Annotated in this window: 10 protein-coding genes and 1 pseudogene; 5 read left to right on the top strand and 6 right to left on the bottom strand. The window is 41.4% G+C overall.

The window, feature by feature from the left end; all coding sequences use genetic code 11:
* Positions 1-2 precede the first annotated feature (2 nt).
* A complete protein-coding gene (gene znuB, locus ACE01T_RS12170) occupies positions 3-803 on the top strand; it encodes a zinc ABC transporter permease subunit ZnuB (protein WP_300045743.1) in 801 nt (266 codons plus the stop codon).
* 80 nt (positions 804-883) lie between these two features.
* Here znuB and ACE01T_RS12165 read toward each other — a convergent pair whose 3' ends face one another.
* Both ACE01T_RS12165 and ACE01T_RS12160 read right to left on the bottom strand, forming a co-directional pair.
* On the bottom strand, positions 884-1,408 hold the full coding sequence (locus ACE01T_RS12165) for a hypothetical protein (protein ID WP_300045745.1): 525 nt from the start codon (positions 1,406-1,408) through the stop codon (positions 884-886).
* 22 nt (positions 1,409-1,430) lie between these two features.
* The gene (locus ACE01T_RS12160) at positions 1,431-2,051 is read right to left on the bottom strand and encodes a LysE family transporter (RefSeq protein WP_300045748.1); all 621 of its coding nucleotides are present in this window, start codon (positions 2,049-2,051) and stop codon (positions 1,431-1,433) included.
* Between the two features lie 162 nt (positions 2,052-2,213).
* On the opposite strand from ACE01T_RS12160, the gene ACE01T_RS12155 reads away from it, so the two are divergent.
* Positions 2,214-3,134, top strand: coding sequence for a Dyp-type peroxidase (locus ACE01T_RS12155; protein WP_086196649.1), 921 nt, complete (start codon positions 2,214-2,216; stop codon positions 3,132-3,134).
* Between the two features lie 113 nt (positions 3,135-3,247).
* Here the strand turns inward: ACE01T_RS12155 and ACE01T_RS12150 are convergent, their stop codons facing one another.
* From ACE01T_RS12150 to ACE01T_RS12140, 3 genes are all read right to left on the bottom strand, one after another.
* Positions 3,248-3,646 carry a hypothetical protein gene (locus ACE01T_RS12150; RefSeq protein WP_395519341.1) on the bottom strand — a complete coding sequence of 133 codons (399 nt, stop codon included), beginning with the start codon at positions 3,644-3,646 and terminating at the stop codon, positions 3,248-3,250.
* Positions 3,647-4,213: 567 nt separating this feature from the next.
* Positions 4,214-5,725, bottom strand: coding sequence for a glycoside hydrolase family 19 protein (locus tag ACE01T_RS12145; protein ID WP_395519340.1), 1,512 nt, complete (start codon positions 5,723-5,725; stop codon positions 4,214-4,216).
* Positions 5,725-8,589 carry a type VI secretion system Vgr family protein gene (locus tag ACE01T_RS12140; protein ID WP_395519346.1) on the bottom strand — a complete coding sequence of 955 codons (2,865 nt, stop codon included), beginning with the start codon at positions 8,587-8,589 and terminating at the stop codon, positions 5,725-5,727. Before ACE01T_RS12140 ends, ACE01T_RS12145 begins: the two co-directional genes overlap by 1 nt.
* 223 nt (positions 8,590-8,812) lie before the next feature.
* Between ACE01T_RS12140 and ACE01T_RS12135 the strand changes: the two genes are divergently transcribed.
* From ACE01T_RS12135 to ACE01T_RS12125, 3 genes are all read left to right on the top strand, one after another.
* Positions 8,813-9,967: a methionine aminotransferase gene (locus ACE01T_RS12135; RefSeq protein ID WP_395519339.1), complete on the top strand. Its 1,155-nt coding sequence runs from the start codon at positions 8,813-8,815 to the stop codon at positions 9,965-9,967.
* 118 nt (positions 9,968-10,085) lie between these two features.
* A complete protein-coding gene (locus tag ACE01T_RS12130) occupies positions 10,086-11,456 on the top strand; it encodes an MATE family efflux transporter (protein ID WP_395519338.1) in 1,371 nt (456 codons plus the stop codon).
* 164 nt (positions 11,457-11,620) lie between these two features.
* The gene (locus ACE01T_RS12125) at positions 11,621-12,988 is read left to right on the top strand and encodes an LLM class flavin-dependent oxidoreductase (protein ID WP_200223487.1); all 1,368 of its coding nucleotides are present in this window, start codon (positions 11,621-11,623) and stop codon (positions 12,986-12,988) included.
* Between the two features lie 3 nt (positions 12,989-12,991).
* Here ACE01T_RS12125 and ACE01T_RS12120 read toward each other — a convergent pair.
* Positions 12,992-13,087 (bottom strand): annotated as a pseudogene (locus ACE01T_RS12120) (IS5/IS1182 family transposase); the annotation flags it as partial.

Here is a 13,087-nt window from a genome sequence, read left to right as displayed (position 1 = left end):
CCATGATGGAATGGTTACAACTCTTGTTACCTGCATGGACCATGGGAACCTTGTTGGTGTTTCTGACGGCTCCGCTGGGCTGTCTGATGTTATGGCGACGGATGTCTTTTTTTGCCGACACCATGGCACATGGCACTTTATTGGGTGTGGCAATTGCAGGTGCTTTGAGCCTGCCTTTATGGTTGGGCGTGAGCTTTTTGGCTTTTCTATTGGTGGCTATTTTATGGGTACTGCATGACCCTCGCCTGCCCAATGATGCCTTATTGGCTTTATGTTCAGCTACCCTGCTCTGCTCAGGCTTACTGTTTATTCAACATATTCCAAGTTTAAGACCTGAACTGCTCAGCTATTTGTTTGGCGATCTGCTGCAAATTTCCTGGTCAGACTTGCCGATGTTTGCCCTGGTCATTATTGTAGCTTTAGCTGTGTTGTATAAAAACTGGCAAGCACAGATTCAGATTGCGATTGACCCAGATATGGCAGTGAGTGAAGGCGTGAATGCCAAATGGCAACGTTTGGTGTTTATGCTACTGCTGGCCCTGTTTACCGTATTGGCTTTGCGTGCGGTCGGTTCATTGTTGATGGGCGCTTTACTGGTGATTCCGGCATTAACAGCGCGTTTGCTGGCAAACTCGCCGAAACAGATGGTGGTTTGGGCTTTTGTGATTGCACAAATCGGGATTAGTGTCGGGCTATGGTCCAGCGCAGGACTCGATACCTCTACCGGCCTGACAATTGTCCTGACTATGGCAATTTTATTCGCGGTGATTTTTGTAGTGCAGAAAGTGAAGAAGATGGCTTGATAGCGCATACCATAAAAAAGCCATGCGATTGCATGGCTTTTTTATTAGCATAAGATCATAAAGAAATAAGGATTAATTTTTTAGTTTTGAAAGATAAGATTATTTTGTTCTTCTAAATAATCTTTAAATAGTTTTTTCTCAAGCTGCTTATTCGATTTAAAACGAATCCAGCGCTCACCATCCCAAGCCTCTGGAAATATGCCAAAACCTAACATGCAGCTATTTTCCATCACTTCAGGATACATCGCCATAACGATAAGTCTATAACGACTATAATTATTATCTAGAGTAGTAAATGGCAGCAAATCTTCAAATGGCAGATCAAAAGGCTTAATGAAAATTGCATAATCGTCATGATCAGACTGAATCAAATCGGCAGATAATTTATTAAAATGTTGCTGAAACTGCTTTTTAGCAAATGATTTAAAATTCATTTGAGTTTCAATATCGCAAAAATCATCTTTAACAACATAGATATCTTGTATAACAAAGTTATTATCAAAAGGCTCTATCTGGTCTTCAGCGATAACTTGTTGAAATCCAGCTATAACAAGAATTAAACCCAAGACGGTACAAAAGTTTATTTTAGATTTAAATTTTTTCATTTTAGATCATTTCATGGTTATCTTACTGATGTACAAAACTTAATAAACCGGCCGCACAGGCAAACAACACTGCAAAAGTCCGGTTCATATATTTCTGCTGTTTCGGCGATTTTAGTAATCGTAAAACTTTGGCGGCCAAGCCGGTATAGCCCGCCATCACGATCAGATCAATGCTCACCATGGTGACTGCCATAATCAGATACTGAATCCATTGTGGTTTAGACAAATCCAGAAACTGTGGCAACACGGCAAGTAAAAATACAATCGCTTTCGGGTTGCTCATATTGACCAAGAAGCCATATAAGACCAATTTAGGAATCGATTTAGTCGGTTGTTGATGTTGAATCTCAATGGCCTGTGCGGGTGCTGTCCATTGCAGGTATGCCAAATACAAGAGATACGCTACGCCAAACCATTTCACCACCCAAAAAGCCCAAGGTGTCGTGGCAAATAGCACCCCGACCCCAGCTGCCACAATCCCGATTTGCACTAAAAGTGCCAGCTGTAAACCTAAAGCATTCCAGTATCCACGTCGAAAACCATAATTTAAACCGCTCGACATCGAAGCAATTGCACCTGCTCCAGGAGAAATACTGATGACCCAGCATGCCAGCATATAGGCAAGCCAAACTTGGTAAGACATAAAATATAAGGAGATAAAAAAGTGAAACTATTATATGACTTTTCATCTTTTAAAGGGCTTAAAAATCGAAGTGCAAACTCAAGCCTTGGGCTATTCACTCAAGCAGTGATGAGGCACAATAAAGCCAGATACGTATTTTATAAAAATTGTTAGGAGCCCTGTATGACTGCCCAATCTGTAATTTTACCGTTACCTTCAGATCATGCCCGGTTTATTGTTTTACGTTTAAAAGACTTAACGATTGAAGAGTTAAAAGAAAAACTTGCGGATTTATTTAGCACCCGTGACCGTTTAATCACCCAGCATCCGAATGCACAAATTAAAACAGGCGTCGCTTTTGGTCCGGAGCTTTGGGCAAAACTTTATCATCAAACTCCTGCCGGCTTTAAGCAATTACAACCGATTCAAGGTTCATTCCAGATGCCTGTTGTCCCTGCTGATCTGCTCATTCATATTGCCAGTGCTCGCGCCGACATCTGCTTTGCCTTAAGCCAGTCTTTCTTTGAAGGTATTCAAGACAAAGTTGAAGTACTGGATGAACGGGTATGTTTCCGCTATTTCGATGGACGTGACATGACTGGTTTCATAGATGGCACTGAAAATCCGCAATTCCCCGATGATCGTGCCGAAGTCGCTTTACTCGATGAAGATGCCGGAATTTTTGCTGATGGCTCTTTTGTCTTTGCGCAGCGATATGCACATAACCTGGAAAAATGGAAAAAGTTAAAAGTCGATGCACAAGAAAATGTGATAGGTCGAACCAAGTTAGAGTCGATTGAACTGGATGATGAGGTGAAGCCTAAAGATGCCCACATTGCCCGTGTGGTGATTGAGGATGAGAAAGGTGAAGAAATGGAAATTTTACGCCATTCCCTTCCTTATGGCGAAGGTCGAGGTGACCAAGGTTTATTCTTTATTGCTTATATCAAAAACTTAAACATTATCGATCATATGCTAGAACATATGTTTGGTACAGCTAGTGACGGTATTCATGACCGTTTGCTTCACTTTGTGACGCCAATGGACGGGGCTTATTACTTTGCACCGAGTGAAGAATTACTGGAAGAAGTTTTGGAAGGGTAAAAGTTCAAAGTAGCTACCTTTGTAGCTACTTTTTTATATAAGAAAAAATCAAATAGTCAGAATTTTCTTAAACCCCTCAAAGCACACCATAGTTCCATAAGGAGGCAAAAGAATTAATTACATACTGTTGTATCTTGACATGCTATCCATCCTGAAGTCGTTCGACCATTTTTATTTGTATATACAATATTTAACCATCTAGAACTCACTTCTTTTATTTTAAATTTATCGCCTTTAATCAAATATCCGATATGTTCTGGGGTAAAATTATTAACATCATTAATAAATGTTTTACGAAGTACTATTCCACTATCAAGATTTCCATCCATCCAATCTTTAAATAACTTTGAATTTAATTCATTTTTTAAGTCACTCTGAGTAGAATAAGGAAATTTATATATTATTTTTTTGTGTTTATAATCTATTATATCACCACCACTACCAAAAAAATTAGATAACTTTTCATTTTCCTTACAAAAATTATTTTTATTACACTCATAGGCACGTATCATATAATAGACTTCTTGCGTTAGTCAAATTTTAAGCAGTCAAAAGCTATATTTTATAAGGTTTTAGCCAATTCAAAAAATTAGATAAAACTATACTTTCGCAAGAGGTCTAATATTTATTTAAATAATTAAATCTATTTAGTGGGTCTCTATAATCTTCACTATATGAAATCCCAAGAAAAATATTATATTTATCTTTGAAATTGTTAGAAAATATATAATCAATTTTCAGATCATTAGCAGGAACCTCATAAGAATCCATTTTATTTATTTTTTTCCACAATCACTTATATATACATCCAGTTTATTAACACTCTCTCTGGACTCCACACACTGATAATCATTTAATTTAAATATATTTTTTGCATAAATAGAAGAATTTAATATTATAGACAGAAAAATAAATATTAATTTTTTTAAAAAATAATTCATTTACATGTACCATATTTAAAAATAAATTTTCTAGCTATCTCTTTTTTAGCTATTTTTCTTTCATTCAATTTCATTTCTCCACCATTTACTAAGTGCGTTATAGAAGTTGTTATACTATCCGAATCAATTTTTATGCTTTCACCTGCTGTAAGACTGACTATTTTTCCATTTTTTTTTGTTTTTCCAAAACCAAATCCCTGTCTCTATGGCTACACCATAATTATTTTCTAAAAGATTAGGATTATTAACAATATCTAAACCTGTTCCTTTAGCACAATCTTCATAGCCTATAAAATGGGTTAAGTGTAATAACCCCCTTCCTCTATAATCTCTATTGGGATATTTATCATTTCCATATAAATGAAAACCATATGCAGCATCATTATCGGCTAGATGATTCCAAATATAATTAAGTTTCTGCTGTCTAGTATATCCTCCCATGCCACGTCTCTCAAAACCTAAATTTATTGCCGTTGGAGATATTCTATAAATATTTTCAGGTTTCTTAAAAGTTTTCTTAGTATAATTCAAACTCTCTCTTAGTTTTGTAAAATTCTCAGTTTCTATTTTTCCCTGAGCTAAAATATTAACTAAGTCTCTACAAGAGTTTACTCCATATTTTTTCATAAAGTTAGGTAACTTTAATAATGCTGCTTGAAATTCAGCTTTAGCTTTCGGAGCGATATTCTTTATAAAATCTATGTCAAGTTTTAAAGACTTCCCACAAGTCATACATGTAATACTTTCTGTAATAGGTTTATTAATATTCGGTTCATTTTTCGCTGTGCTACCGATTGTTACATCCACATCTAAATGCAACTTAACTGAACTTTCCTTTATTCTTTTTGGTAAATAATTTACCGATTTGAGTGGCGTACCATCAGGTTTATATACTGTTATTTTTAACCATTTTCCAATATAACCTCGAACTGCAAGCTTTCCATTTGAAACAGAAATTAGATTTTTTTCTTTGCTCTCTAGAGCCAATATTTCAACATTGGTTTTTGCTACATTATATTTATTATCATTTCTATCCAGCAGCGTAATCGTCGATAAACTTTTAAAGTTATCGCAAGATTCATCTAATTGAATAAGGATTGGCTGTTCAGAACCACTGCCAGAATTTACAGATTTTTTTAAAACAAATGTATCACCCGATGTCAGCACTAAAATTTCGATGTCCCGATTTGGAGAAGATTCTATTTCTGCCAGTCCTTCTTGATTGGTACAACGCTCAAAAGAATTTTTCCCTTTGGGACGCGATTGTATAGGAAAGTTGCTCATCACTTTTCCATGACGATCAACCACCTTAAAAAGATTTTTTACAGTTTTACTCTGAAGAATTTTTATGTTTTCTTGTCGATATTCTTCAATTGTTTTGGGTAAATAAACTTTTACCGGATAACTGGCTGATGAGCTTACGGATGAATTCATCATTTTAAGAACTGTATATTCTTTAGCATTCGGTGGTTTAGCTAAAATTTCGATTGTTCTGTTAGAAGAAGCCTGAAAGATGAAAAAACCCTTTTCATCTGTTTTTTGCTGGTTTTCTCTGCTTGAGCCTTGATAACGGGACTTTACATTTAGATTAATAATTCGTTGACCTGATTTATCATAGAATTTAGAAAAAATTGTGATTAGATGACTCATTAATCAAAATCCTCTTCTGTGTAAACTTCATCATCTTCTAAAATTTCTTCTTCTGTTTCTTCTATCAGCTCATCACCATTATCGTTTGATATGTCCTGACTTAAATAAGTATTTAAAGAATTAAACCCCAATGCTGTAAATTCTGTTTGTTGTGGCGTATAGAACCTGAAGGAACTCATATTTTTTTCACTATCCAGCTCATTTTTAATATTTTTAATTAATTTTCCATCTAATTGATCAACAATAAAAATTTCCTTTTCACCCTCTGAAAAACGATTCCAGCTGTAATCCAGCTGATTACTATAAGGCGTTTCAAACATTGGTAAACTGATCTGAGGCATAACGACCTTCCCTCCTCCTACAAAACTATGTTGTCCCGCCTTACTCTCAAACTTGCCAGCCGTAGTCGTAAAAACACCTTCTGCACTGATCTTTAACTGTGAACCACCCGCTATCAGTACAATCTCTTTCGGACTGGTGATTTCAATCTGGTCTTCGGTCGAAATCAGCTTAATGACCTTACGGGCTATGGCTTCAATAGCATCATCCTGTGCTTGAAGCTCGACTTTGCCTTTCGCCGCATATGCACTAAAGCCCTGCTGCGCTGCAAACAGGCTGATCTTGTCTTGAGCATGGCTAATGAATGACTTTTGCGTTGAGAAATTAATCGCATCTCCAGCAGTTTGACTGATCTGCCCATCAGCAGAGAAATGTAAATCTTCATGGGTGACACAGGCGATGGAGCTTGGCGCAGAAAGAATCATCAAGGCCTGTTTAAAGGCATTTGCTTTAGCTTCATCCTTATGTTCCATCTGCTCTAGAAAATGCTTTAAATTGTCTAAAACAGTGAGTGAATCTGTTTGCTGATTTTTCGCTATGTCATTGAGTGCTTTTGAATGATTGAAACTATTTTCAAGCTGACGTTTGGCCTGATTCACCTCTAAATGATGACCTGCCGCGCTATCTTGTTTATGTGTGGAAATGAGCAAACCTTCACCCGCCCGAACAGCACCCCAGTGATCCGTTCTTAGCTCAAAACCTTCACCACGACCCTCACTGGCCTCAGCAGCTTTGGGATGGCTAAGATGTCCCAAATTCAGCTGACTTGCGCCATGGCTACTCTGTAACTGGCTACTGATCTGTCCAGAGGTATCATCAAAACGCAATTGGTTAAAACCCGACCCACCAACTTCCTGCGAGCGGATACCACTGAGCTTTTTGGTCTCCGGTAACTGCCCTTTGCCATCAAACATGGTCTGATGGCGTTCCGCTTCATGAATCCGCCCCACCACAAAAGGCCGGTCCACATCCCCCTCAAAGAAGTCAATCACCACTATTTCACCAATCCGCGGATGAAAACGCACACCATAACCTTCACCTGCCCACGGGGTCAGGACATCCACCCAGGCTGAATCGCTATCATTGTCATTGCTGCCGGCTCCGCCATCATGTCCATGATCCTCGTCACGGGTAAACAAAAAGCGGACTTTTATTCGCCCCCACTGATCGACATAAATACTTTCCCCTTCCGGACCGACTACTCTGGCACGTTGCGGATACGCTACCGGTCGGTGATTTAGGGGATGATATTCAGGCACTACGGCAATATTGCAGCGCACCAGATACAGCTCATTCCCCTGTCGTTCCTCACCCGACTGCTGCCAACGGCTTAAACTCAACAAGCTATCGACTTGCCGATGGATGTCTTTCGGCAAATTATTCTGGTTATAAAAAGACTTGCCTAAAATCAGGAATTCTTTATCTGAACCTGAATGCTGGTCAATTTCAGGATGGCCGAGCAATTCAAACCAGTAGCCCACATGAGCATCACGTACACTGCTCTGGGCTGTAAAATATTTGGCCTGCAAGTTTTGGTACTGGCTCAGTTGCCAGTTCAGTTTTTCCAGTTGCTGGTTGTTTGAGACAGTACTTTGATCCGTACCCGTTAAGTCAGATGTCCATGCGGGGCTAATGCTCCAGGCCTGTTCCAAACTTAAGCTTGCATTGTCCTGTACATCACTATGCTGATGCTTGCTCAACTGGGAATAGGGTTGCTCCTGAGACAGCAGACTCGCTTGCCATCGCTGAACCTGAACGGCAGTCGATTGCAAAGCGCGTTCGGCAATAAAACTGGTGATGCAGTCAAACGCTTCTGCGGCATGGCTGCGATGAAAGCGCACCGATCTTCTTTTTAAGGCATTAAACTGATGATTCTCATCAATCAAACATAATTTTTGCGCCTGAATGCCTGCTGCCGAGCTGGCAACGACATGCTCGGCTTCATCAATCAGCCAGTTAATGCCTTCGCTACGCCATAGTCGGGTTAAAAATTCATAATCGGTTTCATTAGCCTGCATCACAAAAGGACGCACATCATATTCTTTGCTCAGGCCTTGCATATTTAAACTGAGACTGGCTGCAAATAGGTCACTTTTGCTTTGCCATTCCTTAAACAGGATTTCGCTAATCTCACGCACGCTTTTATTCATAAACACGCGGCTGTTACGGCGCTTGTGCCACAGTGCCGTTGCATCTTCAAAGGTCAGTTTATACAGGGTCAGTGCACCATCACTTTGGCCTTGGCTGGCACCTGTCACGATGCCCGTGATTCGGGATAACTCGCCTGAATCCGTCACCTGATCCACAGCCACCTGTCCGCCAATAAATTGTTTGAGCGGAATATAGGCATGTGTCGACAGACATATCAGTTCAGCTTTTAGGCCCTGATTGATGCGGTGTTGCCCTTCAATACGTTGAATAAAGACCTGAGCATTCAGCAACTCATTGGAAAACTGGATGTGCAGGGCGCGCTTTTGCAAACTTAAGCCCACACTCTCCATTACATTATGGATATTTTTAAACATGTTCATTTATTGTTGTTATGGCTTTATTTTAATTTGAGACGCATTCTAGGAAATGTTGTTTTTTTCGTCCAGTAGGTTTTTTGTTAATTTTATCCATCAGCGTAATTCAGTTAAATGGATGAAATTAGATAAAAATGTGCAGAACTTAAGCCTATCCTTTTATTCTGCTGTGAGGCGCTTGCTGTTACACTGAAAAGCAAAAGAATATTGAAGAGTTCGGGTCATGATTGAGATTCATTCCAAACTACCGGCACAGGGTGTCACCATTTTCAGCGTGATGACCGCGATGGCACATCGCCTAAATGCCCTAAATCTCTCCCAGGGTTTTCCCGACTTTGCTGCTCCACCCGCGCTGCTGAAAGCCTTAAGCCAGGCGGCTCTAGATGGTTTTAACCAATATGCACCCAGTGATGGTTTGATTTCACTGCGGGAACAGGTAGCCCAGCAATTTTTACAACGCGATCAATTGGTGATTGATCCGCTGACTGAAATCACCATTACCCCCGGAGCCACCATTGCCATTTTTGTGGCCATTCAAGCCCTGATTCATGCCGGTGATGAAGTGATTATTTTCGACCCCAGTTATGACAGTTATGGACCCAGCGTTAAACTGGTGGGAGCTAAAGCTGTTCACATTCCCCTGACCGCCCCACAATTTTCAGTAGACTGGAACCGGGTGAAAGATGCCATTAACTATAAGACCCGGATGATCATTGTGAATACTCCGCATAATCCGAGCGGTGCTATCTGGTCAGGTCAGGACTGGTTAAATTTAATTGAACTGATTCGCGATAAAAATATCATTGTCCTATCCGACGAAGTTTATGAGCACCTGATTTATGACGGTCAAAAGCACTATTCAGCCTTGTCCTTTCCGGAGCTTCGCGACCGCAGCATTGTGGTCGGGTCATTTGGTAAAACTTTCCATGTCACTGGCTGGAAAACCGGATATTGTATTGCCTCACCTGAACTGATGAAAACATTCAGACAGGTCTATCAGTTCGCCAGTTTCTGCGGGGTAACACCAGTACAAATGGCACTGACCACGTTTATGCAGCAGCATCCTGAACATATTGAAGGGCTTGCAGACTTTTATCAGGAAAAGCGTGACCTGTTTAATTCAGGGCTGCGTAACTCGCGCTTTCATTTTACCCCTTCACAAGGCACCTATTTCCAGAACCTGAATTACAGTGCCATCCGTCCCGATCTGGATGATGTCGAGATGTGTAAATTCTTGGCTGAACAGCATGGCATTGTTGCCATTCCAATCTCCGTGTTTTATCAGCAGCCACCGGAAAATTTACGTTTAATCCGTTTCTGTTTTGCCAAAAAAGATGAAACCTTAGAGCAGGCTACTGCCATTTTATCGGCTGTTTAAGTTCATCATTTGCAATCAAATTTGGCCTTGGTTACGGAAAAACTAAGGCTTGTTTAAGCTAACTCAGGTAGGGTTAGTAATAAGAATCAAAAGATAAAAAATAGTTACAGGACGTTCCATGCATCCTCATCATCGCTCCTTGTTCAACCAGCAAAAACTGTGGAAAACATTTCTGATTTTTCTGTGGCCATTGATTGTGACCAATATTCTGCAAAACCTGTCCGGAACCATAAATACCATTTTTGTCGGGCAAATGATGGGGGTGAATGCCATTGCAGCGGTGGCGGTATTCTTTCCAATTCTGTTCTGCCTGCTGGCTTTTGTGATTGGGCTTTCCACAGGTGCAACGGTATTGGTTGGACAGGCTTGGGGAGCGAAAAATATTGAAAAAGTGCGCTATGTGGTGGGATCTACCCTGTTCATGACCCTCATTGGCGGTAGTATCATTGCCCTGCTGGGGGTATTTTTTGCCGAAAACATTCTGTTGGCCCTAGGTACCGCCCCGGAGGTGATGCCCCTATCGCTGCCTTATGTACAGTGGATGCTGGCCGGCAGTCCTTTACTGTTTGTTTATATTATCTATAGCTCGATTTTGCGCGGAGTCGGTGACAGTACCACACCGCTGATTGCATCTGCCATGACCATTCTGATCGGAGTCCTGATCACCCCGGTGCTGATTGGCGGATATTTTGGTTTTCCGAAAATGGGCATTATTGCTCCAGCGATTGCGACCGCTGTCGGTTACTTGGCAGTCCTGATCTTTTTGTACATTTACCTGAATAAAAAAGGTCACCCGCTGAAGCCTGACCGTCATCTGCTCAGCCATATTCGCCATCACCCGGAAATGAGTATAATTATTCTACGTTTAGGCATTCCTACTGGTGTGCAGATGGTCACCACATCTGTTGCCGGGCTGGTCATTGTCGGCCTGGTCAACCGTTATGGTTCACATGCCACTGCAGCCTATGGCGCGGTCAATCAGGTCTTGAATTACATCCAATTTCCCGCCCTGTCTATTTCCATTGCCGCATCCATTTTTGCAGCACAGGCGATTGGTGCAGAAAAATCGGATCTGCTCAATAAAGTGACCCATACTGCACTTGCTATGAATATCGTGATTACCGGTGGATTGGTGGCTCTAGCCTATCTGTTCTCGAAATATCTGATGGTGCTGTTTATCACCGACCCGACGGTGGTGGTACTGGGACAGCAGCTGTTATTTATTGTGCTGTGGTCCATCCTGTTCTTTGGTGCCAGTGCAATTTTTGCTTCCATCATGCGTGCCAGCGGTACCGTGACCCTACCGATGCTGATTAATATTGCTGCGATTTTATTGATTGAAGTGCCCTGTGCCTACCTGTTCAGCCGATGGTGGGGCTTGCAAGGCATCTGGTATGCCTATGCCCTAGCCTTTGTCATCCTGTGCATCATGCAAGGCATGTATTACCAATTCGTGTGGAAGAAAAAGACCATTAAGGCACTGGTGTAATATTCAGCCTTTAACAGCGAAATAAATCCAAGCAAAAAACTTGTGATTGGCGTTTTTCCTGCTTAATCCATATTTTTTATATGGATTTAATTTTATCGTATTTTTAAGCCTGAAAATTCCTTGTTATAACCAGCTGACAACATAAAAAACACAAGGTTTTTCTCATGGCTGAACGTAAAATCCGTCTTGGTGCTTTTATTCCAACCACTTCTCAGCATGCTGCCGGCTGGCGTCATCCGGACTCACGTCCGCAGAATCATTTAAATATTGACTATGCCATTGAGCTGGTCAAAACGGCAGAACGTGGTTTATTTGATGCCTACTTTTTGGCGGACACTTTAGCTGTACGCGGCGACTGGGGTTCCGCCACCAGCAAAGGCTGGGGTCTGGGCGATAAAGATACTGGCTTTGAACCAGTCACCCTATTCGCTGCCCTGTCTGCAGTGACGAAAAATATTGGTTTTGTCGCTACTGCATCGACCACCTATGAGCACCCATATACGCTGGCACGCAAATACGCCTCACTGGATCATATTTCCAAAGGACGTGCGGCATGGAATGTAGTCACCACAGCCTCTAAACAAGTCGCGCGCAATTTTGGCCTGTCCGAACATCCAGATGCAAAAAGCCGCTATGCACGTGCACATGAATTTATTGAGGTTGCACAGAAACTCTGGGATTCCTGGGAAGATGATGCCTTTGTATATGACAAAGTCTCTGGACAGTTTTTCCAGCCAGAAAAATTTCATGAACCTCAGCACAAGGGCAAATATTTTGAAGTGCAAGGAGCATTAAACGTACCGCGCCCGCCACAGGGCTATCCGGTGATTGTACAGGCAGGTCAGTCGGAAGATGGCCGTGAGCTGGCTGGAAAATATGCCGAAGTGATTTTTACTGCACAGCAGAATTTAGCCGATGCACAGGAATTTTACCGTGATGTGAAAGGTCGTTTAGCTAAATATGGCCGTCATCCGGATGACCTGAAAATCATGCCGGGTGTTTCGATTTTTGTGGCAAAAACGGCAGAAGAAGCACAGGAAAAATACGATCTGTTAAACAGTCTTATTCATCCACAAGTCGGTCTGGGTCTGCTTTCCGGTTTGGCCGGCGGAATCGATCTGGAACAATATGACATCGATGAGCCTTTCCCTGAACTGGATGAAAGCTTGATCAATTTTGGCAGTCGCCAGCAGATGATGATTGATATTGCCCGCAAGCATAACTTTACCATCCGCCAACTGTATGAATATGTAGCCTCTGCACGTGGCCACTGGACGCTGGTGGGTACTCCTGAGCAGATTGTGAACCAACTACAAGAATGGTTTGAAAATGAAGCTGCAGATGGCTTTAATATTCTGCCACCAAGCACGCCTGCCGGTTTAAATGATTTTGTCAACCTGATTGTGCCAGAACTGCAGCGCCGTGGCCTGTTCCGTACCGAATATGAAGGTAGCACCCTTCGTGAAAACTTGGGACTGAAACGTCCGGAAAATCAGTATGTACTGGCGCAAAAACAAGCGCAGGCCTCTTAGAACCTATCCAGAATATTTTCTATGCAAAAGTAGCCTTAAAAAGGCTAAATTAATGAACTGAAGGCTCGTATTTAGGTGCTTTTCACAGTTTTTCCAGAG

The organism is Acinetobacter uliginosus, assembly GCF_044130295.1.
GTDB lineage: Bacteria > Pseudomonadota > Gammaproteobacteria > Pseudomonadales > Moraxellaceae > Acinetobacter.
This window is presented reverse-complemented; position numbering and strand designations above follow the sequence as displayed.